This is a genomic window from Streptomyces sp. NPDC014864 (assembly GCF_043081525.1).
GTDB lineage: Bacteria > Actinomycetota > Actinomycetes > Streptomycetales > Streptomycetaceae > Streptomyces.
Window position 1 is genome coordinate 117,592 of the sequence record NZ_JBIBWT010000005.1, and the last position, 22,109, is coordinate 139,700.

Annotated in this window: 19 protein-coding genes, 1 tRNA gene and 2 pseudogenes; 15 read left to right on the forward strand and 7 right to left on the reverse strand. The window is 68.2% G+C overall.

Annotated elements, in window-relative coordinates:
• Window positions 1-339: 339 nt before the first annotated feature.
• The 3 genes from ACF1A5_RS11005 to ACF1A5_RS11015 form a co-directional block, all read right to left on the reverse strand.
• Window positions 340-2,127 carry a nitrite/sulfite reductase gene (locus ACF1A5_RS11005; RefSeq protein WP_392192536.1) on the reverse strand — a complete coding sequence of 596 codons (1,788 nt, stop codon included), beginning with the start codon at window positions 2,125-2,127 and terminating at the stop codon, window positions 340-342.
• Between the two features lie 60 nt (window positions 2,128-2,187).
• On the reverse strand, window positions 2,188-3,021 hold the full coding sequence (locus ACF1A5_RS11010) for a sulfurtransferase (RefSeq protein WP_392192537.1): 834 nt from the start codon (window positions 3,019-3,021) through the stop codon (window positions 2,188-2,190).
• A gap of 256 nt (window positions 3,022-3,277) precedes the next feature.
• A complete protein-coding gene (locus tag ACF1A5_RS11015) occupies window positions 3,278-4,243 on the reverse strand; it encodes a nitrilase-related carbon-nitrogen hydrolase (RefSeq protein ID WP_392192538.1) in 966 nt (321 codons plus the stop codon).
• A 48-nt stretch (window positions 4,244-4,291) separates the two neighbouring features.
• Here ACF1A5_RS11015 and ACF1A5_RS11020 point away from each other — a divergent pair, with 48 nt between their 5' ends.
• The 4 genes and pseudogenes from ACF1A5_RS11020 (at window position 4,292) to ACF1A5_RS11035 (ending at window position 7,056) form a co-directional block, all read left to right on the forward strand.
• Window positions 4,292-5,221 (forward strand): LysR family transcriptional regulator, encoded by a 930-nt coding sequence (locus ACF1A5_RS11020; RefSeq protein WP_392192539.1) that lies wholly within the window; start codon window positions 4,292-4,294, stop codon window positions 5,219-5,221.
• Window positions 5,203-5,295: pseudogene (locus ACF1A5_RS11025) on the forward strand (alpha/beta hydrolase); the annotation flags it as partial. The gene ACF1A5_RS11020 and the pseudogene ACF1A5_RS11025, both read left to right, overlap by 19 nt.
• Window positions 5,296-5,338: 43 nt before the next feature.
• Window positions 5,339-5,827, forward strand: a complete 489-nt coding sequence (locus ACF1A5_RS11030) for a GNAT family N-acetyltransferase (protein WP_392192540.1) — start codon at window positions 5,339-5,341, stop codon at window positions 5,825-5,827.
• Between the two features lie 884 nt (window positions 5,828-6,711).
• Window positions 6,712-7,056 carry a MerR family transcriptional regulator gene (locus tag ACF1A5_RS11035; RefSeq protein WP_392192541.1) on the forward strand — a complete coding sequence of 115 codons (345 nt, stop codon included), beginning with the start codon at window positions 6,712-6,714 and terminating at the stop codon, window positions 7,054-7,056.
• 122 nt (window positions 7,057-7,178) lie between these two features.
• Here ACF1A5_RS11035 and ACF1A5_RS11040 read toward each other — a convergent pair whose 3' ends face one another.
• Entirely contained in the window at window positions 7,179-8,864 is a 1,686-nt protein-coding gene (locus ACF1A5_RS11040) for a ribonuclease J (protein ID WP_392192542.1), read from the reverse strand.
• A gap of 805 nt (window positions 8,865-9,669) precedes the next feature.
• Between ACF1A5_RS11040 and ACF1A5_RS11045 the strand changes: the two genes are divergently transcribed.
• The 3 genes from ACF1A5_RS11045 (at window position 9,670) to ACF1A5_RS11055 (ending at window position 11,759) form a co-directional block, all read left to right on the forward strand.
• Window positions 9,670-9,873 (forward strand): cold-shock protein, encoded by a 204-nt coding sequence (locus ACF1A5_RS11045; RefSeq protein ID WP_014670069.1) that lies wholly within the window; start codon window positions 9,670-9,672, stop codon window positions 9,871-9,873.
• 935 nt (window positions 9,874-10,808) lie between these two features.
• Window positions 10,809-10,882, forward strand: a tRNA-Met gene (locus ACF1A5_RS11050).
• Window positions 10,883-11,354: 472 nt separating this feature from the next.
• Complete coding sequence (locus ACF1A5_RS11055) at window positions 11,355-11,759, forward strand: ATP-binding protein (protein ID WP_392192543.1); 405 nt, start codon at window positions 11,355-11,357, stop codon at window positions 11,757-11,759.
• 234 nt (window positions 11,760-11,993) lie between these two features.
• On the opposite strand, the gene ACF1A5_RS11060 is transcribed toward ACF1A5_RS11055, so the two are convergent.
• A complete protein-coding gene (locus ACF1A5_RS11060) occupies window positions 11,994-13,202 on the reverse strand; it encodes a PP2C family protein-serine/threonine phosphatase (protein WP_392192544.1) in 1,209 nt (402 codons plus the stop codon).
• 577 nt (window positions 13,203-13,779) lie between these two features.
• On the opposite strand from ACF1A5_RS11060, the gene ACF1A5_RS11065 reads away from it, so the two are divergent.
• From ACF1A5_RS11065 to ACF1A5_RS11090, 6 genes and pseudogenes are all read left to right on the forward strand, one after another.
• Window positions 13,780-14,010: a hypothetical protein gene (locus ACF1A5_RS11065; RefSeq protein WP_392192545.1), complete on the forward strand. Its 231-nt coding sequence runs from the start codon at window positions 13,780-13,782 to the stop codon at window positions 14,008-14,010.
• Window positions 13,992-14,204, forward strand: a pseudogene (locus ACF1A5_RS11070) (ATP-binding protein); the annotation flags it as partial. The gene ACF1A5_RS11065 and the pseudogene ACF1A5_RS11070, both read left to right, overlap by 19 nt.
• 658 nt (window positions 14,205-14,862) lie before the next feature.
• Complete coding sequence (locus ACF1A5_RS11075; protein WP_006136369.1) at window positions 14,863-15,066, forward strand: cold-shock protein; 204 nt, start codon at window positions 14,863-14,865, stop codon at window positions 15,064-15,066.
• 345 nt (window positions 15,067-15,411) lie between these two features.
• Window positions 15,412-16,902 (forward strand): DEAD/DEAH box helicase, encoded by a 1,491-nt coding sequence (locus ACF1A5_RS11080; RefSeq protein WP_392192546.1) that lies wholly within the window; start codon window positions 15,412-15,414, stop codon window positions 16,900-16,902.
• A gap of 46 nt (window positions 16,903-16,948) precedes the next feature.
• Window positions 16,949-17,353 (forward strand): CBS domain-containing protein, encoded by a 405-nt coding sequence (locus tag ACF1A5_RS11085; protein ID WP_392192547.1) that lies wholly within the window; start codon window positions 16,949-16,951, stop codon window positions 17,351-17,353.
• Window positions 17,354-17,403: 50 nt separating this feature from the next.
• Window positions 17,404-17,712 carry an SCO5918 family protein gene (locus tag ACF1A5_RS11090; protein ID WP_392192548.1) on the forward strand — a complete coding sequence of 103 codons (309 nt, stop codon included), beginning with the start codon at window positions 17,404-17,406 and terminating at the stop codon, window positions 17,710-17,712.
• Window positions 17,713-18,037: 325 nt separating this feature from the next.
• Here ACF1A5_RS11090 and ACF1A5_RS11095 read toward each other — a convergent pair whose 3' ends face one another.
• Window positions 18,038-18,514 (reverse strand): ATP-binding protein, encoded by a 477-nt coding sequence (locus ACF1A5_RS11095; RefSeq protein WP_392192549.1) that lies wholly within the window; start codon window positions 18,512-18,514, stop codon window positions 18,038-18,040.
• A gap of 1,413 nt (window positions 18,515-19,927) precedes the next feature.
• On the opposite strand from ACF1A5_RS11095, the gene ACF1A5_RS11100 reads away from it, so the two are divergent.
• The gene (locus ACF1A5_RS11100; protein WP_392192550.1) at window positions 19,928-20,266 is read left to right on the forward strand and encodes a MerR family transcriptional regulator; all 339 of its coding nucleotides are present in this window, start codon (window positions 19,928-19,930) and stop codon (window positions 20,264-20,266) included.
• 244 nt (window positions 20,267-20,510) lie between these two features.
• Window positions 20,511-20,714: a cold-shock protein gene (locus tag ACF1A5_RS11105; protein WP_030052720.1), complete on the forward strand. Its 204-nt coding sequence runs from the start codon at window positions 20,511-20,513 to the stop codon at window positions 20,712-20,714.
• 230 nt (window positions 20,715-20,944) lie between these two features.
• On the opposite strand, the gene ACF1A5_RS11110 is transcribed toward ACF1A5_RS11105, so the two are convergent.
• Window positions 20,945-21,505 carry a hypothetical protein gene (locus ACF1A5_RS11110; protein WP_392192551.1) on the reverse strand — a complete coding sequence of 187 codons (561 nt, stop codon included), beginning with the start codon at window positions 21,503-21,505 and terminating at the stop codon, window positions 20,945-20,947.
• Between the last annotated feature and the right edge of the window lie 604 nt (window positions 21,506-22,109).

Sequence of the window (22,109 nt, forward strand, 5' to 3'; positions counted from 1 at the left end):
GACGCACAAGGTCGCAGCCCTTTGATCTCGACATGCCGAATCGTCCGCCGTGACCTCGCCATCCAGCACGTGTCCCACATCACCGCCGACGCGTACTTCGCCGGCGTACCGCAGCGATTACTGAGCCGAGGCATCCGGATTAAGGCGACGTCACATGCTCCTCACTTCAAGTGAGTAATTGTGCACGGGTAGTTGCCAAAGACGTAAATCCGCGCTCCAGAGGGCACCTTGATTTGCCGGCGGCCCGCGGGAATCAAGTTCTTGGTGTGCACAAAGGCGCAGGCGCACCTGCTGACTGCAGGTGCGGCTGCGCCCGGATGCCTGACGGTTGGCGGAGTGCTACGTGAGGTCTTCTTCCGCCGCGCGGGCGACCCATGTGGCGAAGGTCTCCCCGTCGCCGCGGGCGAGGTCGAAACGCCGCACGACACGTTCGATGTAGTCGGGCAGTTCCTCGGCGGTGACCTTGTGGCCGCGGAGTTTGCGGCCGAAGCGGGCATCCATTCCGACGGCGCCGCCCAGGTGGACCTGGAATCCCTCGACTTGGCGCCCCTCCGAGTCGAGGACGAGCTGCCCCTTGAGGCCGATGTCGGCGAGCTGCGTCCGTGCGCAGCTGTTGGGGCAGCCGTTCACGTTGATGGTGAGGGGCTGGTCGAAGAAGGGCAGGCGTCGTTCGAGTTCCTCGATGACGGTTGCCGCCCTGGTTTTGGTCTCCACGATCGCCAGCTTGCAGAACGCGATGCCGGTGCAGGCCATGGTGTTGCGGCGGAACGTGCTCGGCCGTGCGTCCAGGCCGATCGCCTCAAGGCCCTCGACCAGGCTTTCCACCGCGTCTTCGGCCACGTCGAGGAGCAGGACCTTCTGGTGGGGTGTGGTGCGTACGCGCCGGGCCCCGTGTGCCTCGGCGAGGTCGGCCAGGGCGATGAGCATCGTTCCCGGGGTCCGGCCGACCACGGGTGAGGCGCCGACGTAGTAGCGGCCGTCGCGCTGGCGGTGGACGCCGACATGGTCGCGCGGCCCCGTCGGTGCGGGGGGCGCGGGCCCATCGGTCAACCTGCGTTTCAGGTACTCCTGTTCAAGAACCTGGCGGAACCGCTCGATGCCCCAGTCCGCGACGAGGAACTTCAGCCGCGCCCGGTTGCGCAGACGCCGGTATCCGTAGTCGCGGAACACGGAGACGACGCCGGCCCAGATCTCCGGCACCTCCTCCAGAGTCGCGAAGACTCCGAGGCGCTGTGCCAGCATCGGGTTGGTCGACAGTCCGCCGCCGACCCAGACGTCGAATCCGGGTCCGAGCTCCGGGTGGCGCACTCCGACGAAGGACACGTCGTTGATCTCGTGGGCGACGTCCTGCAGAGGCGAGCCGCTGATCGCGGTCTTGAACTTGCGCGGCAGGTTGGAGAAGGCGGGATCGCCGACCCAGCGCTCGTGGATCTCCTGGATGGCCGGGCTGCCGTCGATGATCTCGTCGGCCGCCACACCGGCGACCGGGCTGCCCAGGAACACCCGGGTGGTGTCCCCGCAGGCCTGGGCGGTGGTCAGACCCACCGCTTCCAGGCGCCGCCAGATCTCCGGGACGTCCTCGACGCGCACCCAGTGCAACTGGACGTTCTGCCGGTCGGTGAGGTCGGCGGTGTCACGGGCGAAGTCGCGTGACACCTCGCCGATCGTGCGGAGCTGCTCGGTGGTGAGCCGTCCGCCGTCGACGCGGACGCGCATCATGAAGTACTCGTCGTCGAGTTCGTGGGGTTGCAGGCTGCCGGTCCTGCCGCCGTCGATGCCGGGCCGGCGCTGGGTGTAGAGCCCCCACCATCGCATCCGGCCGTGCAGGTCCTCCCGGTCGATGCTGCCGAAACCGGCGGAGGCGTACACGTCCTCGATGCGGGAGCGCACATTGAGGCCGTCGTCGTCCTGCTTGAAGCGCTCATTGGGGTTGAGCGGGTCCGTCTCGCCCAGGGCCCACTGCCCCTCGGGCCGCCGCCTGCGCGCTGTGCCGGCAGACGCGTCGTCCCCACACGATGAACGCGCCGCCCCGGGTGAGCGGACGGACACCAGGCCGAGGTCGCCTGAAACGCCGCCCGTGGTGGTGGCCTGCGGTCCGGGCGGCTGGGATGTCGGCCGGTCGGCCATGTGTGTCACTCCTTCGGCCTCGGACGAGGCGACTCGGGCAGGGGCCGCCTCATCGGCGCGCTAGTCGGCGGTGGGCAGGGAGATCGGAACACCGACCAGGGAGCCGTACTCGGCCCACGATCCGTCGTAGTTCCTGACGTTCGGGCGGCCGAGGATCTCGCTCAGGACGAACCAGGTGTGCGCGCTGCGCTCGCCGATGCGGCAGTACACGATGGTGTCGCGCTCGGTGTCCACCGCTGCGTACAGGGCGGCGAGTTCCTCGTCGGACTTGAACGTGCCGTCGTCGTTGGCCGCCTTGGACCACGGAACGTTGACCGCCGTGGGGATGTGGCCGCGCTGGAGGGCCGCCTCCTGGATCAGGTGGGCCGGGGCGCTGAGCTTGCCGGAGAACTCCTCGGGGGAGCGGACGTCGACCAGGTTCTGCGAACCGATCGACTTGAGCACCTCGTCACGCAGAGCGCGCACCGAATCGTCCGGGGCGGAGGCGGTGTAGACGGTGGCCGGGCGGGAGACGGTCTCGGAGACGAGCTCGCGGCCGTCGAGCTCCCACTTCTTGCGTCCGCCGTCGAGAAGCCGTACGTCCTGGTGGCCGTACACCTTGAAGTACCAGTAGGCGAAAGCGGCGAACCAGTTGTTGTTGCCGCCGTACAGGACGACGGTGTCCTCGCGTGCGATGCCCTTGGCCGAGAGCAGCGCCTCGAAGCCGGCCTGGTCCACGAAGTCGCGGCGAACCGGGTCCTGGAGGTCCTGTCGCCAGTCGATGCGCAAGGCGCCTCGGATGTGGTTCTTGTCGTAGGCGGCGGTGTCCTCGTCGACCTCGACGAGAACGACGCCGGGGTCGTCGAGGTGGGCCTCGACCCAGTCGGCGTTGACGAGTACGCGAGTTCGGCTCACGGCAGGTTCTCCCGGGCGGTAGGTGTCGGGCAGGCGAAGGGAGCCATCGAGGCGGAGCACACCACTGGAGATCGACGGCGGGCACGTGAAGCGCAGTCGGCTCTGTCCCGACGGCGTCCTTCAACCGGTCGGCGCCCGCCGACCTGTCGGCCGCCATCGGATCGCGACCCGGCTGTGCTGCACGAGAATGAGGGGCGACACCCCGGCCGTATCCGGAGGACGGCGTGTCATGACCAGATATAGGCGGTCAAGTACCTCAGAGGCAAAAGCTTTGCCTCTGAGGCAAGACCTGGTGTCCGTCCACGGTCGGCCGGGGCGTCTCGTCGACGCTGAGACTGAAGACGTCCGGCCGGCTGTAGTGGCCCGTCACGTCGAAGTCGAAGCGGCTGCGGGCGATCTCGCCGAGGTCCAGTTCGGCCGTGAGAATGCCCTCATCATGCCGTAGTGGCCCGGCCAGGACCTCGCCCAGTGGGGAGACGATGCAGCTGCCGCCGCCGATCAGTACGGTCTCCGGGTCATCGCCCTGCACGGGGCGGAGGTCGGAGGGCAGGTCGGAGCGGAGCAGGTACTGGTTGGCGCTCAGGACGAAGCAGCGGCCCTCCAGGGCCACGTGGCGCATGGTGGCCTGCCAGTTCTCCCGGTCGTCCACCGTCGGCGCGCACCAGACGTCAACGCCCTTGGCATACATGGCGGTTCGGAACAGCGGCATGTAGTTCTCCCAGCAGATGGCAGAACCCAGCCGGGCGCGGCCCGTGTCGACCACTGGCATCGTGGAGCCGTCGCCGAAGCCCCAGATCAACCGCTCGGCGGCGGTCGGCATGAGTTTGCGGTGCATGCCCAGGAGGCCGCCCGGACCGAAGAACAGCGCCACGCAGTGGAGGGTCGAGCCGGCGCGCTCGACAGCGCCGATCACCACATGGACGCCCAGGTCACGGGTGAGGGCTGCCAGCTCCTCGGTCTGCGGACCGGGGACGTCGACGGCGGACTCGAAGTAGCGGCGGAACACCTCCCGGCCCTCGGTCGTACGGCTGCCGACGGTGACACCGAAATCGAGACCTTTGGGGTAGCCGCCCAGGAACGCCTCCGGCAGGACGATGATCTCGGCGCCCTGCCGAGCGGCCTGGCCGATGAGGTCCTTGGCCTTCGCGAGGTTGCCGGAGGTGTCGAAGAGCCGGGAGCCCGCCTGGACGACGGCGGCGGTCACATGATGCGCGGGAGTCATACGGCGACCGTACGTAGAGCCCGGACATGCGGCAAACTAATACTCATAATGATCAACATTTACGAAACCGAATTCCGGCGGGCCGACCTCAACCTGCTGGTGGTCTTCTCCGCAGTGCTTCGCGAGAAGAGCGTGAGCCGCGCGGCACAGGAACTGCGGCTGAGCCAGGCGGCGGTCAGTGCCGCCCTCGGGCGGCTGCGCAAGCTCTTCGGCGACGTGCTCTTCGTTCGCACCGGCACGGGGATGGAGCCCACCCCGCGCGCGATGGAGATCGCCCGGCAGGTCGAGCCCGCGCTGCACGCACTGCACGGTGCCATCACGGGCGCGGCGGAGTTCGCCCCCGACCGGGCTGACCGGACCTTCCCCCTGGGCATGTCCGACGACATCGAAGCCCACCTCATGCCGCGTCTGGTCGGCCGATGGCGTGAACACTCGGGGCTGCGGTTCGTGGCGCGTCAGGCCAACCGCACCGTGGTCGCGGACATGCTCGACCGCGGCGAGATCGACCTGGGTGTCGCCGTCGCCCCCGTGGTCACCGCGGACCACCGCCAGGAGGCGCTGTTCACCTCCGGCTACGCCTGTGTGTTCGACCCCGCGCGGCTGGAACTGAGGCTTCCGCTCACCCGGGAGGACTACCTCGCGCACCCTCACGTCCTGGTGTCCCGCGACGGACGTCGCGGCATCGTCGACGATCTGCTGGAGGCTCAGGGCCTCACTCGGCGTGTGATCACCGCGACCACGCACTTCGCCGGAGCCGTCGTGATGCTCAAGTCCGTACCGGCCATCGCCACCGTTCCCAGCCACGCGGCGGCCGCCTTCGCGCACACAGCCGGTCTGGCGGTGAGCCCGCCGCCGATCGCCATGCCGGACTACGTAGTGTCGATGGTCTGGCACTCCGCTCTCGCCGACGACGCCGCTCACGCCTGGCTGCGGCAGACGGTCAGGGAGTGCGTGGATGGGTCGACGTACCGGCCCTGATCCTGCACGGCACGGCCGACAACATCCTGCCCATCGACTCCACCGCACAGCCCTTCCACAAGGCCCTGCCCTCCACCCGCCGCACGACGGCACGCCCCGGTGCGAAATACTCTCCCGATGAGCTCACGCACTCCCCCTATCAGCCAGCCGATTACGATACGGAGGGCCGTTGCGCGGGATGCCAAGCGGCTCACGCGGCTCGTGCGTGGCTCAGGCGCCTACGCGGGTAAGTACGCATCCGCAGTCGCGGGCTACCGGGTCGGGCCTGATTACATCGAGGCCCACCGCGCCTTTGTGGCCGTCGGTGCCGACGAGCATGGAGGCCGGGTCCTCGGGTTCTACTCGCTCGTCCTCGCTCCACCGGAGCTCGACCTGCTGTTCGTCGCCGACGAAGTGCAAGGGCGGGGTATTGGACGCCTGCTCGTCGCGCACATGCAATCCGAGGCCCGTGCCGCCGGGCTCGACCGCGTCAAGGTCGTGTCGCATCTCCCCGCCGAGGACTTCTACCACCGCGCCGGTGCAGTGCGGATCGGGACCGCGCTCGCGAACCCGCCCGCCGTCCTGTGGGACCGTCCCGAATTCGAGTTTCGCATTCCTTCGGAATGACGCGGTGTGCCGGTTCGCAGGACACCGGCTTCGCGCGTCGTGAGCAGCTGTGGCATCGAGAAGCTGAGGGGCACTGGCCCCGTCGATCTCGCCGCAGCCCAACGGGTGGGTCGGCACTGTCTGGAGATCGTGAGGCCATCGCACAGGAACTCACCGTCGACCGGGAAGCGGTCGGCAAACGCATCAGGGCCCGGATCCTCCTGGATGTCTGAGCCCGTGTCTGGCGCCAGCCGAAGGACACCCTGAACTTGGCTCGTGCGCGGGCACCTCCCGCAGGATCTCCAGTCGGAGAGCGGTCCTGATCCGGGCCTCGGCGCGGGGTTGTGGCGGCGGACGTACGCGGCTTGGGACGCCGTTCAGCATGGGCGAGCACCGGGCCGGTCCCACCGAGGACTGCTGTACGGGAAGCGGGGACCGCCATTCGAGTGAGCACTCTTCCTGATGTACCTGCGGTAGAAGCAGACGCACACTCCAAAAAACTGTCATAGCGACAGTAGATATTCCGCCGTCACAGGGTTAGTGTTGTCTTCGTACCCAGAAGTCGAAGCGGGCGCAGCAGGCACGAACTGCTGTGCAGGTAGACAGAAGGACACGGCCCCAGCAGGGCTGTGAGCAGCACCGCGGTATCCGCGTAATCGAAAGGTAAGGAGCAGAACGCCATCAGGATCGCCCGGGCGAGGAGCAGTCCGCCCGGGTACCGCAAGGCCCCGGATTGGAAGGTGGTCCCCGGTCACGCATTCGCGATCCCCGCAACCCCGCCCTCCGGGCGGCACCTGCGGAAAAAGAAGGCCGGCGCAGTGCGCCGGTAGATGGTGTTGAAAGCTCGGGGCCCGGGTGCCGTACTGGCACCCGGGCCCCCGACGCGTCCCCGAAAGAAGAGGTCTATGCCGCCTGCCGGTTCCCGTCCCGTCGGCCCTCTCGACGATGACGACTACCCCGCCTACACCATGGGCCGGGCCGCCGAGATGCTCGGCACCACCCCTGCCTTCCTCCGCGCCCTCGGTGAACACCGCTTGATCACTCCGCTGCGCTCGGATGGCGGCCATCGCCGCTACTCCCGGTACCAGCTGCGCATCGCCGCCCGCGCCCGCGAACTCGTCGACCAGGGCACCGCCATAGAGGCCGCCTGCCGCATCGTCATCCTCGAAGACCAGCTCGAGGAGGCGCAGCGCATCAACGAGCAACTGCGCGCCGAGGGCGGCAAACCTCAGCCGAAGACATCAACCTGATCAGAACGCCCGAACCCGAGGCAACCGATGCACTGCCGACGGACGAGGCCGTGAGGGACCGCACCGCCGTTTCGCGGCTCAGGCGGGGTCAACGCGCGGGGACGGTGCTGCCGGGCGATGGCTCAGGCGTCGATGATGACGGGGATGACGAGGGGCTTGCGGCGGTGGGTGCGGAACGCCCAGTTCGCCACGGCGCGGGCGAGGAGTTGTTCGAGCTGGTGCGCGTCCCCGACGCCTTCCTCGGCCGCGGTGGCCAGGGTCTTCTCGATGACGGGGATGACCGGCTCGAAGGTGGTGTCGTCGTGGACAAAGCCGCGGGCCAGGAAGTCGGGGGCCTCGGCGAGGGCGCCGGTGTCCGCGTCGACGATCGCCACGACCGTGACCACGCCTTCGGCAGCGAGGGCGAGGCGGTCCTTGAGGGACGCTTCGGTGGCGCCGCCGACTTCCATACCGTCCACGTAGACGTTGCCGGCGGGGACCTTGCCGGTGATGGACGCGCGCCCGTCGATCAGGTCGACGACGACGCCGTCCTCGGCGATGACGACCCGGTCGGGGTCGACACCGGTACGGATGGCGAGGTCGGCGTTGGCCCGCAGGTGGCGCCATTCGCCGTGCACCGGCATGACATTGCGGGGCTTGACGATGTTGTAGCAGTAGACGAGTTCGCCGGCGCTGGCGTGCCCCGAGACGTGCACCTTGGCGTTGCCCTTGTGGACCACGTGGGCGCCCCACCGGGTGAGTCCGTTGATCACCCGGTAGATGGCGTTCTCGTTGCCGGGGATGAGGGAGCTGGCGAGCAGGACGGTGTCGCCCTTGCCGATGCGGATCATGTGGTCGCGGTTGGCCATCCGTGACAGCGCGGCCATCGGTTCGCCCTGGGACCCGGTGCACACCAGAGTGATCTTGTGGTCCGGGAGCTTCTCCAGCTCCTTCGTGCTCACGACCAGACCGGAGGGGACCTTCAGATAGCCCAGGTCACGGGCGATGCCCATGTTGCGGACCATCGACCGGCCGACGAAAGCGACCTTGCGGCCGTGCTGGTGCGCGGCGTCCAGGACCTGCTGGATGCGGTGCACGTGGCTGGCGAAGCTGGAGACGATGACCCGGCGCGGCGCGGTGCGCATCACCTGCTCGATCGCCGGGTTCAGCTCTCGCTCGGAGGTGGTGAAGCCGGGTACTTCGGCGTTGGTGGAGTCGGTGAGGAACAGGTCCACGCCCTCCTCGCCGAGGCGGGCGAAGGCGCGCAGATCGGTGATGCGGTCGTCGAGAGGGAACTGGTCCATCTTGAAGTCGCCGGTGTGCAGCACCATCCCGGCCCGGGTGCGGATCGCGACCGCGAGGCTGTCGGGGATGGAGTGGTTGACCGCCACGAACTCGCAGTCGAAGGGTCCAAGGCCGCGCCGGTCGCCCTCCCGCACCCGCACCGTGCGCGGCCGGATGCCGTGTTCCTTGAGCTTGGCCTCCAGGAACGCCAGCGTCAGCTTGGAGCCGACGACGGGAATGTCGGACCGCTCGCGCAGCAGGTACGGCACGCCGCCGATGTGGTCCTCGTGGCCGTGGGTGAGTACCACGGCCACGACGTCGTCCAGCCGGTCCCGGATCGAGGTGAAGTCTGGCAGGATCACGTCGACACCGGGCTGGGTCTCCTCGGGGAACAACACGCCGCAGTCGACGATGAGCAGCTTGCCCGCGTGCTCGAAGACGGTCATGTTGCGGCCGATCTCACCCAGGCCGCCCAGGGCGATGACCCGCAGCCCTCCTTCGGGAAGGGGCGGGGCGGCTATCAGCTCGGGGTGCGGATGACTCATACCCTGACGGTACCCGGAGAGCGGGACGGGTGATCCATCGCCTGTGCGATCTCCTTTTCCCGACGGAGCCGGGGCACCCGCAGTGGGTGCCCCGGCACGATCGGATCACGCCGGCGGCCGGAACGGGCAGTGGTGGCAGCGGTACCCCTTCGGTGGCCGAACCGTTTGCCCGGTGCTGGAGAAGATCTCGTGCCCTTGTCGTGTTTTCCGGCGTTCGCTGCCTCCCGGTGGCTGATCCACTCGAAGTGGTCGAGACGCGGGTGCCGTCGGCGCTCAGAAGCAAGCGGGCTGAGAGGGCCCCGAGCCGGCCGCGCCCACCTGAAGCAGGCAGTGCCGACCTACCTCGCCATCGTCCGCCGCCTTGTCTTCGATCACCTTGAGCGCGAAGGCGTCGACGTGGCCAGGCTCGCCGCCTGGCAGCGCATGGCCCAGGCGACCTGATCCGCGTTCGTGTGGGGAGGGGCCGGTCACGCATGATCGGTGAGGACCACCCGGAAAACAGTCGGCGGCAGGGAGGCCATGCCTCGCCGCCTTGCGCAGAAGAAGGGCGCGAAACCGCTTGATCACCATCGGCCGAGCCTCATGGGCGATCCGGCCCTTCGTTCCGGGCCGGATGCTGGCGCGTTTCCGCTAGCGGCTTCCATCATGCCGGTATAGCGTTGTGATCAGCAGTCGTGGTTCCGAAGTTCCGTTCGCCCGTGATCGCCATCACGGGCGTTCTTGCTGTTCAGCACCTCTCCGGACCAGGGCGATCACCTCCCGGTCGCGCAGGGTGCGTGCCCGGTTTCCCTCAAAGGAGACAGTCATGGCCAAGGGCACAGTGAAGTGGTTCAACAGTGAGAAGGGCTTCGGCTTCATCGAGCAGGAGGGCGGCGGCCCCGACGTCTTCGCCCACTACTCCAACATCGCCAGCCAGGGCTACCGCGAGCTGCAGGAGGGCCAGAAGGTCGAGTTCGACGTCACGCAGGGCCAGAAGGGCCCGCAGGCGGAGAACATCCGCCCCGCCTGATCGCGCGCCTCGGTAGGGGCCCGGCATCCCGGCTTCGGGACGCCGGGCCCTTACCGTCGGCCGCAGTGGTCGGCGGGCCAGAGCCGATCGGTGTCTCGTGCGTGCCATCAAGGTCACCGGCTACCTGTGCGTCCCCCTTGCTCGACCGCGGCCGCGCCTTCGGCGCCCTGACCCTGCTGACCACCGCGGAGAGCGCCTTCGGCGGCCACACTGTCGCCCTCGCCGAAGAGCTCGCACGCCGCGCCGGGACGTGGGCGCCCTGGCCCGGTCGACCCGCGACAAACCCTGGGAATGCGGTCGGCCACCGCACCCTCGCCGGCGTTCACCCTCATGGCCATCCCGGCTGCCACCGCTCGCTGCCTGCGGCAGCGTCGTGCAGGGCGTACTGCTGTGCGAGCGTGAATCTGGTGCAATACGTGCGCCAGCAGGTCCTTGCGAGTGGCGGCACAGCGGAAGCACGCGGCATACAGCCCCCGTCCAGCGCGTCCGGGAGCTGACTGACACCGACGTTCCCAAGCGCCGGCCGCGGACGAATGCCGGTGCTGGTCGTAACAGGTCTGCCCATTTAGGAACCTCCCCGGCGAGTCCCCAAGGGATACCGGTCCGCATGCAGACGATCCCATTGATGACCTGCCGGTGTTTCATCCACCGGCCGCCTCGACCGGCACGGTGAGCCTGCTCGTCTGTGACAGCGGGGGCTTTTCACGGAAGGGCGCATGCACGTTACACCTGCCCGGCCTGGACCAGCACCGCCGACCAGTTCGTGGAGACTTCTCCAGGTGCGCCCGTACTCCAGCGGCACTCGAACTCACCATCCAGATCCGGACCGGGTGAGTGGCCATGTCGGTCGATCATGAGTAGTCGGGCCCCCTCCGAGCGCAGGCGAAAGTCGATTGGGCCGATTCCGATCGGTGCCGTACAGTTCACCGTACCGACGCGGGGTGGAGCAGCTCGGTAGCTCGCTGGGCTCATAACCCAGAGGTCGCAGGTTCAAATCCTGTCCCCGCTACTCAAACGTGAAGGCCCGGTATCCACCGGGCCTTCACTGCGTGTGTGCCGAGTCGGACCTGGCTCGCGGCGAACAGGGCACCGCGGTCCCAGAAGGCGGCGTCAACGCACTGGGCTGCACCGACGCCGTACGCTGCCTCAGCCACCGTGCTCACGGAATCGCGGTGCGCCTCGTGTCGGCGGGCATGTCGCTCCCAGCTGTGCTTCGCCGTCGGGGCGGGTGCGGGAGCGGCCGGGACGGCGGTGTCGTCGTCCATCCCGGTGCCGAAGGCGTCGAGGGGGCTGCAGCGCACTCACCCAGCACGCGCCGGCACCGCCGTATTCCCGGCGGACGACTTTCGCGGGATCTGCCGGTCACCCGGCAGACACAGATGGTTCACCGGGCAGGCATGGGTAACCCGACAGATGGCTCCCACCGGCTGCGCAGAGCACCGGTGGGCGGCGGCCCAGAGAGCCCGTGCTGGAGGAACCTCGTGAACGGCGAATCGACCATCCCATCGTGCGAGACGCGCTTCCCCGCGGTCACGGCGAGTATCACCGCCGCCCGGCACTGGGTCCGCGACCGCGTGGACGGTTTCGGCGGCCCGCTGCGCCAGCACCGGATGATCGAGACCGCCGAACTGCTCGTCTCGGAGCTGATCACCAATGCCATCCGCCACGGCTCCGGCCCGCCCCTGATCCAGGTCACCTGGAACGGGCGGTGGCTGCACATAGCCGTCAGCGATTCCAGCGACCGTTGGCCCCGCAAACGCGCCACTGCGAACACCGAGCCCGGAGGTTTTGGCATCCAGCTCCTCGACCGAGTCGCCCGACGCTGGGGCGTCACCCCGGCTCAGCCCGGCAAAACGGTCTGGGCCGAACTCGGCCTCGACTTCTGAGCGCGGTGCGGAGCTGACCACCAACAGCGTCGTCCACGGCGCCGGTTCGGGCACGCCGCGGATCTGGGCCGAGAGCGACCGGACCGTCTGCGAGGTCCACGACGGCGGACTCGCGCGACACCGCATCACGGCCGGGCCACGTATCAACCACCCCCGAGAGCGTTACCGATCAACGTCTTCCCCACCGCTCACCGGCACGTGAGTGACGCTCAAAGGTGACTTGTATCGCCGTGCTCAGGAGTAGGCCATCATGGCTGCGGGGTCGGGGCTCGGCCCGGCCGGACGGCTGCGCTTGCTGTGCCAGTCCAGTATCAGGACCGTGGCGTCGTCCTTGAGGTTGCCGTGGCAGGCGTCGAGCACCGCGGCGGTCAGGGTCCGGACGGCTTCCCGCGGGTGCAGCGCGCGAGTGTCGTGAATGACCGAGGCCAGGTCGACGGCCGCGGCACCGCGTTCCTGCATTCCGTCGGTGAGCAGGACCAGGCGGTCCCCGGGTCTCAGGAGTAGTTTCTGTAGGCGGTAGGTGGTGGGTGCCGCCACACCGAAGGGCAGGTTGACGGCGAGTCTCACCTCTTCGACGGCGTTGTCACGCAGCATCAGGGGCCGGGGGTGGCCGGCGTTGACCAGTTCGCACAGGCCCGTTGCGAGGTCGACGCACAGCAGCTGTCCGGTGGCCAGGCCGCGGCTGTGGCTCAACAGGGCCTCGTGGGCGTGGCGGGCCTGCTTGAGGGCGTCACAGCCGCGGCGACGTGCCCGCCGCAGCGCGCCGACCAGCAAGCTGGCCAACAGAGCAGAGTTCGTGTCGTGACCCATGGCATCGGTGATCGACAGGTGCAGAGTGTCGCGGTCCAGCGTGTAGTCGTAGGTGTCGCCACCGATGTCGTCGGCCGGGACCAGTCCGGCGGCCAGAGTGAACTGGTCCGCCTCGCAGCAGGAGGCCGAGGGAAGCAACTGGTGCTGGATCTCCGCCGCCAGGCTGGTCTCGGTAGTGCGCCGGCCCTGGTGGTACAGATCGGTGAAGCGGCGGTCCGTGACGATGATGTAGGCCAGCGCGTGGGCCGCGTGGCGGACCTGGCGCAGCACGGTGTCGTCTGCGGACTGCAGGCTCACCTCCAGGACGCCGATGCAGTCGCCGCGGTTGGTGACGGGCGTGATGACGCGTCGTCCGCCTTGGCCGTCCGGTTCCACATGCTGACGCTGGCTTTGCAGAACGCTGTCGTAGACGCTGCCCTGCAGGTCGATCGGCTCGCCAGGGTCGGCGGCCTTGTCACCGGTCGCGGCGAGGCGTACCAGCCGCTGGCCGATGAGGTCGACGAACAGGAAGGACACGGCCTCGGCACCGAACCGCTTCTGCAGGTCGTGTGCCACCACGTCGACGGACTCACCGGGCGGGGCCGCTTCCGCAGCGGCCAGCAACTCGCCCAGTTCCAGATCTCCACACTTCACAGCAACCTCCTGTCGGTTGCCGCACCTTCTTCCCCGAGTCCGCGCAACCTCACATATTTTGCCCATTTTGCCTGGTCAGGGCGGGATTCCAGATCGGCGCGAGCACGTCCCGCCTTCGTCAGGCGGCGTTCGTAGAGGATCGTGCGGCCGGTGCGTCGGCGGACATGGGACGCGGAGGAAACAGCATGTCGACTGCATGGCGAGCGATCCGGGAACGGGCCGATGTCGCTCCGGTCCACGGTGGTCGCTCGACTCGGTGCCGGTGCGGCCCTATTCGGCCAGGTTTGGTTGCCATGCCTCGTCACCGGCAGCCGGCATTCGCACCGTCACGCGACCCGCTGAAGGCGCGACGTCTCCGGACACACCTGGACGGCTCCCTTCCTGTTCGCAGGAAGGGAGCCGTCCAGGTGTGTCCCGGCCCCGTGGCCCATCCGCCGGTTGCCGTCGTCCGGGGTCCACCGCGTCGTTCCACCGTCCGAACAGGCGTCTGTGCAGGCCGGTGGCATGATCGTGCTCCTCGTGGGCAGGCGACCGCCGGATCGTGCGTCCCGGCTGAACTCGTGTCCAGGGTGAGCTCTTGCCGGTCCAGGCCGGCTTTGAGGTGCTGGGCGACGCGGGCACCGGGATTCCGGGGCTGCGGGTGACCGAGGTGTCCGCGGGCGCGCTGGTCAGCTGGACGGCCTCGGACGGGTTCATCGCGCTCGCCCGTGACCGGGCAGGCCGTGCAGCGAGCAACGACAGCATGAGAGTGATCCTGCAGACGGCAACACCATCCGCTACGGCGACGCCCCCGTGGGCCTGCGGCTGATTCGGGGTCAACCTGTGATCTGCGAGGTCTCCGATCCCAGCCAGACGCAGGCGCAGCTGCGACGGGCCCGGTGGACGGACGAAGGTGGCCGCGGTCTGTTCCTGGTGGCGCGACTGACCCATCGTCGGGGCAGCCGCTACACCAGTGCGGGCGAAACCGTCTGGACCGAAAAACTGTTGGAAGAAGTGCTCTGACCTGTCGGCCCGGTTGACTGATGTGATGCAAGCGGGCGCTTCAGCCGACGCCACCGGCACACGTCGCACCGTCGGCCTGCCTGGCCACTCTGTCGGAGTAGTACACGAAGACGCGTCCCGTCGGCATGCGCGGGTACGAACGGTTCATCCAGCAGTCCGAGAGCCTGATCACCTGGGCCCGCCATCACCCTCATGACCAGACACCTCACCCGCACTGAGGAGGTGGGCTCGCTCGTCCGGGACCGGGAACGCCAGCCGCTGCGTGGTCATCGCCCCGGTCTCGCAGCTGCATTTCCTGGGCGGCAGCGGATTTACTCCAGCCGTCGCGCAGCGTGCCGGTTGGCAACTCTTCCTGAGACGTTAAGCTCCGAGTGAATCAATATCTGTTCCCGAGGGATCAGATTTTGGGGGTCCGCGCAGTGGGAGTTTTGGCCGCGAAGAGCAGAGTGGAATTATCCACCGCACGCGGGCCGCTCCGGCGTGCTACTGTCTATCTCAGTTGCAGTTGTGGTTCCCGAAACTTCAAGTGCCCCCACCAGGCTTCTGCCGGTCGGGAGCACTTTTGTATTTCCGGTCGTTTCCGGGCGGGGTGATCATCGCGGCGACACGGCGTCCGCGTGGTGCGGACGCCGATGCACTGCCCCAAAGGAGATATGACATGGCTACTGGTACCGTGAAGTGGTTCAACGCGGAAAAGGGCTTCGGCTTCATCGAGCAGGACGGCGGCGGCGCCGACGTGTTCGCCCACTACTCGAACATTGCCGCGCAGGGCTTCCGTGAGCTGCTCGAGGGTCAGAAGGTGACCTTCGACATCGCGCAGGGCCAGAAGGGCCCGACGGCCGAGAACATCGTTCCGGCCTGACGCTCACGCGCAATCCGTAGCTGGGGCCCGCATCCTTCGGGGTGCGGGCCCCAGCTGCATGCGTATCCCGCAGCGGCTTTCACCCGCGGGACGCCCCGGAGGAATCCGCAGTACCACCACAAGCGGTTTCTCCCTCAGGGCGCAGACGCATCCTGAAGCGCTGCACCGCAGCCGGCGCCCGGATCGCAAGGTCCCCATCGCGTAACCCATTTCAGCACCTGTGCCCAAGGATGTCTTCGCCGGCCAGATCTGCTTTCTTTTGCCACCGGTCCATACTTGTAATTCCCCGTGCCATTCATCGCGGCGGAAATTCCTTGATATGTGCCACATCGAGGAAGGTTCCGCATGAACCGCACGTACACGAACGACCGCCCCGCCCGCACCCGTGACCACCGTGCCAACGGGGGAAGGGGCGGCAGCGGCTACGGCTCGCAGGCACCGCGCCGTACCGGCGGGCTCGTCCTCTCCGGGGGTTACGGCCGTCGGCCCGCCGCAGTGCAAGGTGAGTTCGCGCTGCCCAGGACGATCACCCCCGCGCTGCCCGCCGTTGAGGGCTTCGCCGATCTCGACATGCCCGAGCACCTGCTGGCCGAACTCGGCAGGCAGGGTGTTACCGCACCGTTCCCGATCCAGGGAGCGACGCTGCCGAACTCCCTGGCGGGCCGTGACGTACTGGGCCGCGGGCGCACCGGCTCCGGCAAGACCCTCGCCTTCGGCCTCGCCCTGCTCGCCCGTACCGCTGGACAGCGTGCTGAACCCCGCCAGCCGCTGGGGCTGATCCTCGTACCGACGCGTGAGCTGGCGCAGCAGGTGACCGACGCGCTCACCCCGTACGCCCGCTCCGTGCGGCTGCGGCTGGCCACGGTGGTGGGCGGGATGTCGATCGGCCGGCAGGCCGGCGCGCTGCGCGGCGGGGCCGAGGTCGTCGTCGCGACACCGGGGCGGCTCAAGGACCTTATCGACCGCGGTGACTGCCGGCTGAACCACGTCGGCATCACCGTGCTGGACGAGGCCGACCAGATGGCCGACATGGGCTTCATGCCCCAGGTCACCGCGCTGCTCGACCAGGTGCGTCCGGAGGGGCAGCGCATGCTGTTCTCCGCCACCCTGGACCGCAACGTCGACCTGCTGGTGCGCCGCTATCTGACCGACCCCGTCGTGCATTCGGTCGACCCGTCGGCCGGTGCGGTCACCACGATGGAGCACCACGTCCTGCACGTCCACGGCGCCGACAAGCACGCCGCCACGATCGAGATCGCCGCCCGCGACGGCCGCGTGATCATGTTCCTGGACACCAAGCACGCCGTCGACCGGCTGACCCAGGAGCTGCTCAACAGCGGGGTACGCGCCGCCGCGCTGCACGGCGGCAAGTCGCAGCCGCAGCGCACCCGCACGCTGGCACAGTTCAAGACCGGGCACGTCACCGTGCTGGTGGCGACCAATGTCGCGGCGCGCGGCATCCACGTCGACAACCTCGACCTGGTCGTCAACGTCGATCCGCCGACCGACCACAAGGACTACCTCCACCGCGGCGGCCGTACCGCCCGCGCCGGCGAGTCCGGCAGCGTAGTCACACTCGTCACGCCGAACCAGCGCCGCGGCATGGTCCGCCTCATGTCGGACGCCGGAATCCGGCCGCAGACCACCCAGATCCGCTCGGGCGACGAGGCCCTGAGCCGGATCACTGGCGCCCAGGCCCCGTGCGGCATCCCGGTCGTCATCACCGCACCTGTGGTCGAACGCAAGCGCGGCGCCACCTCCCGAGGCCGACGCCGCCCTTCCTCGGCGACCCGGCGCGCCCGCGTACGCCAGCCCGTCCTCGACACGGTGGCATAGAACCCTCGTGATCAGGAAGCCGGCCCATCTCTGCAGGAGGCACCTTTTGACGCTGATTCAGACGCAGCCCCGCCCGGCGGGCGCCAACCTCGCGCACAGGACGGCGCTGGAGGGGGTGGACGAGGCCGAACCGCAGGTCTGTGACGACATGAGCGTCGAGGTGGCGCTGGCCGTCATGGCCGCCGCACGCACGGGCCGACTGGTCGTCTGCGACCAGGACGACCAGTGCACCGGCCTGGTCACCCGTACCGAACTCGCCGCCGTCCGTGACAGCTCCGACTACACGGACCGTGTCCGCCTGCGCGACATCCTCGGCGACCACGGTTCGTTCGCCTCACCCCTGACCACGATGGCCGAGGCCGGGCAGGCGATGCGCTCCCGTCGGCTCGGTGCCCTGCCGGTGGTCGACGAGCAAGGCAGCGGCCTGGGCATCCTCGCCCTCTCCCGCTGAAACGCCTCGCCCCCGGTCGGACCGTTCTTCCCTTCTCCCTGTGAGGCCACATGCGCTGCGTCATCGCCCGCTTCCCCTTCGAGCTCACCAGGGGCGGAGTGCTGGAATCGATGAAGGGCATCAAGCCCGAACCGGTCACCGGAGCTTCGGTGATCATCGGCCGCCGCCACTACCCCCTCAAGCAAGTCGGCCAAGTCATCACCCGCCAGGACCGCCGTGATTTCAGCGCCGCTGAAGTCCTGCGGGCCATGACTCAGCTCGGCTTCACCTGCCGCGCCGTTCCCAAGACAGCGCCCCCGGGCGTTCTCAGCCCGATGCAGCACGCCTCCGCGATGCTCGGCACCTCCGTCACCGTCTGAGAGGCCGTTTTCTCACGATGTTTCATCCCGGAATTGGTATTTGATCCAGGTGTGTCGGGTCGCGCCAGGAGATGGTGGCTTCGCGGGTGAGGCAGCGGGCCAGCAGGTCGGTCATGGCGAGGTGGATCACGCCTTCGGAGCGAGCGGGCAGTGTCTCGTGGTCGCGGGACTTCGTCCGGCCGGCCCTGGCACACCGCCAGGCGCCTGCCCCCTGCACCTACCGACACGCGGAACCGTTCCCCGAAGCCTTTCGTGATCACCCTCACCGGCTGCAAAACGGTAGACCCTGGCCTGCTGACTTCCCGCCTTGGAGCTGACTGTCTGATCAGATCATCTGGCGGCCGGCCGGGTCACCGCCCGGGTCGTCGGCCAGGACGATGGCGGTCTTGATGCGCTTGCCGACCGGCTCTCGGTGCACCTCGAAGCTGCGGCAGACCGCCATCACGATCTCCAGTCCGTGCTGCCCGACCCGGGTCGGGTCCGGTGCCAGGACCAGGAGCAGCGTCGTGCTGCTGTCCCATACGGTCACCTCGACGGCCCCCCCACTGACCTCCAGCGTCAGCAGACAGGGCCCAGGAGCATACTTGCGGGCGTTGGTCACCAGCTCGCTGACCACCAGCTGAACCATGCCCATCACCCGCTTCGACACCGGCAGCCCGTGCACAGCCTGCAGGCTCTCCAGGAAGTCCCGGGCCAGGTCACGAGCAGCAGCGATGTCCTCGCTGCCCTCGAACGCGGCGGACACCGACTTCGGACGCTCTACCAACGACTGCGGACCCTCGTCCTGCCCCGCCAGGTCCATACAGTCCGCCCCATGTCCGAAGCGCGCTAGCGGCGCTCATTCCCGAGCCCGCCTACCCCCGAAACGTCGCCACACTCCACACACACGCCAGGCACTGACCCACCACACTCAGCGGCGGCTCCTGAGCGAGGTAGACACGCGATGCCCCATTAAGGATAGTTGGCACCATTTCCCCTCGTGCGGCCTCTCCTGCTTCCCCGCCCCGCCCACCTGATCCCGAATGCCACCGGCACTGACGCCTTCCGTGCCGCATATAGGCAGGCCATGGCGCAGCACGCCGTGTTCGTCGCCGTCGAATTCGAAGAACGCCGGAAGTGGACCGTCAAGGCGGACACGCTCACCGCCGGTTCCGGCCACACCGTCGGCGACGCCGTGAACGAGGCAGTCGGGGCCGCGATCACCCGCCTGGTTCAAAACCGATCGTCGAGGGCGGCGCGGGGCCTCCTGTCACACCTCCTGCCACGCTCGTCAACGGGCGACCTGCGGGGCGTCCGTCCCGGCCGGTGGAGTTCTCCCGGCCGGTGGAATCACGGCGGGGATGCCTGTGCCGGGGGCGCCGGGACGCGCAGCCGCGACGTCACACTCAGTCCGACGTGCCTGCGCGGCGGGGGATCCCTGCGCGCAGGACTGAGCCTCGGAGCTGCTTGAACCAGCCATGGACCTGTCGAGGTGGATTACCTCATCTTCGAACGCGCGGAAATCTATGTCAGCCAGAGTAGACATTGGGTGGCGGCGTGGTTATGGTTTCTCTCGTGGCCGAGATCGAGTGAGGCCCGGCAGAGATGAACTGCCGGCCAGCAGTACCGCAGTTGCAGTTCGCAGGACGGTGCGGTGGTGGAGTTCCGAAGCCAGAGCGGTTGCAGGACGGCGACGGGACTGACGACCGGACCGGGTGGCCCGCAGTGATCAGGGGCCGCCATGAGCAGTACCGCAGTGGCAGTACCCGCGAATGCAGGATCGCAGTACCCAGCAGTGAAGTCAGTGAGCAGTACCTCGGTGAAGGCGTCGGCTGCGGACGCGCGCACCGGGAGGTTCGGCAGCGGGGTTCCAAGCCAGAGCAGACGCACGACGGGTGACGGGGCTGGCTGCCGAAGTGTGGCGCTGTTCGAGGCCATCAGCAGTTCGCAGTTTCCGTTTGGTGAGTAGTTGATCAAGAGGGAAGAACGGAGGAGCCGAGCGCCATCAGGATCGCCCGGGCGGAAGTCTTGGACCCGGGTACCGCAGGACATCGATAGTGAGGTGGTCTCCGGTCAAGCAACCGCGATCCCCGCGCCCCCGACAGCGTCTCGGTCGGGTCTGCGGAAACAGAGGGCCGGTGCAGTAGCAGGGCCGGCAGATGGTGTAGTAGTTCCTTCGGGGCCCTGGTGCCAGTACGGCGCCAGGGCCCCTCCGCGCGTTCCACAGAGAGGTGCAATGACAGCAGACGACACGTTCGGCCGTCTCGACGACGACGATTACCCCGCCTACACCATGGGCCGAGCCGCCGAGTTGCTCGGCACCACCCCTGCCTTCCTCCGCGCCCTCGGCGAAGCCCGCCTGATCACCCCCCTGCGCTCCGAAGGCGGCCACCGCCGCTACTCCCGCTACCAGCTGCGCACCGCCGCCCGCGCCCGGGAACTCGTCGACCATGGGACTCCCATCGAGGCCGCCTGCCGGATCGTCATCCTCGAAGACCAGCTCGAGGACGCCCAGCGCATCAACGCCGAGTATCGCCGCGCTGCCGAATCAGTGAGCCCGACGGCAGCAGAATGAGATGAGCGTGCCCGTCAGCGCCGACGGGCATCGCACGCACGGTCTCGGTGCGCGGAGCGATCCTTTCCTGTGGTGACGCGGTGTGTGGGCGTGTAACGTCACGGTCAGCTGTCGTGGTTCGGAATTCCCCCTTGCCCACGCCTCCGGTGTGGGCGCTTTGCTGTGCTGTGCCGCAGGAACCAGGGCGATCACCTCCGTCTGCCACATGGAGTGGGAGGCGTTCATCGACTGGAAGGCATAAGACATGGCAACGGGAACAGTGAAGTGGTTCAACGCGGAGAAGGGCTTCGGCTTCATCGCCCAGGACGGCGGCGGCCCGGATGTCTTCGCGCACTACTCCGCGATCAACTCCACCGGCTTTCGTGAGCTCCAGGAGGGCCAGGCCGTGACGTTCGACGTCACCCAGGGCCAGAAGGGTCCGCAGGCCGAGAACATCAACTTGGCCTGACCTCGCAGACCTGCTCGAGGGATCGCGCACGCCGCGTCCGGTGGCTACCGCCCACCTGGACGAAGATCAGGGGCCGCGCAGCCATTGCTGCGCGGCCCCTGATCTGTGGAGGCCCGGGGCCGTTGCAACTACGGCTTGGAACTTCCTGACCTCAGTCGCTGCAAGCGTCGTCAGGCACGGGAGCCGCATGTCTTTTGCGCGGCTACCGCTCAGCTCGGAGGAGTCGACGTTCAGACACTCGTCCAGGCGTCGAAGAACGCTTTCCGTCCAGCCGGATCGTCCGACCTGCGGTCTGCGTGCAGGACGCGCCAGGCGGTGAGCTCGAGATCTCGGAGCCACAGCTCTCCGATGACCTGTGTCTTGAGGTCGGGCAGATGGTCGGACTCGACGAGGGCCTGACCGATCACCTCGCCGGCCGCGAAGCGCTGGGGCGGGGTCATCTCATCAACGGCCGAGAGGATCTGCCGGGCCAGGGCGGTTCCCTCTCCTGCCAGCGAACGCAGCACCGGATCCTTGATGTTGACGGGCAGCAGGTACGCGGTGCCTGAAGACCTCCACAGGTTCGACCAGAAGCGCTCTCCTGCCGCGGTGGGGGCAGGCAGTGCGGCCAGCAGCCCGAGGAGATGGCCGGTGGCCGCATAGCCATCGGAGTGGGCGGCTGCGACCACTGCGACGCCGGCGACGCCCTCCACATCGAGCCGGCCCGCCTCGAGATGCGGAGCCAGGTCCAGTTGGTGTTCCAACTGGTCTGCGAGTGCGGTGGATACGTAGGGGCGGACCTCAGGAAGCATCGGCGATCCTTGCGCGTAGGCGAGCGGAGATGCCCGTTCGTAAGCCCTGATCGTTCCCAGGACCAGCCGTTCTACTCGGCTTCGGCAGGCCCAATCGGCGGTAGGTCAAAGGGGGCTGGAGTTCCCACGGTGGCGAACCGGCTCAGGTCCGGCGACGTGGCTCTGTTCTGGACCGACCTCCCGTCATGTGTCCGGGTAAGGTTCCCTGGCACGACCGCATGGTTGCCAGTGACGCCCAGGAGCCCGGGGGAGGCACCGCGCACTACGCCGCCATCTCCCTCGCCACCTACTGACCGCGACAGGTTCGGGCTCGCGCCGCTCGTCACACACGTTGCCGCGTGCTGCTCCGCGATGGGCGGGCCATGGGGGCGGGGGAGGTGTTCTGGGCGGGCGCCCAACGGCGAGTCGGTGGCCTGGTCCAGAAGCTCGGAGCTGCCGTCGGGATGGAGCAGGACCGGTGGCGGCCAGGGCGTCTTCGAAGGACCGGGCGTACAGTGGCGTGGCGCGTCGGGAGCCAGTAGCTGCCAGGTGATGCTGGGGTGTCAGGTCTTCCGGTGCCCGATCAGAACAGTGCCAGGCCCTCGCCGCTGGTGTCCGCGATGAC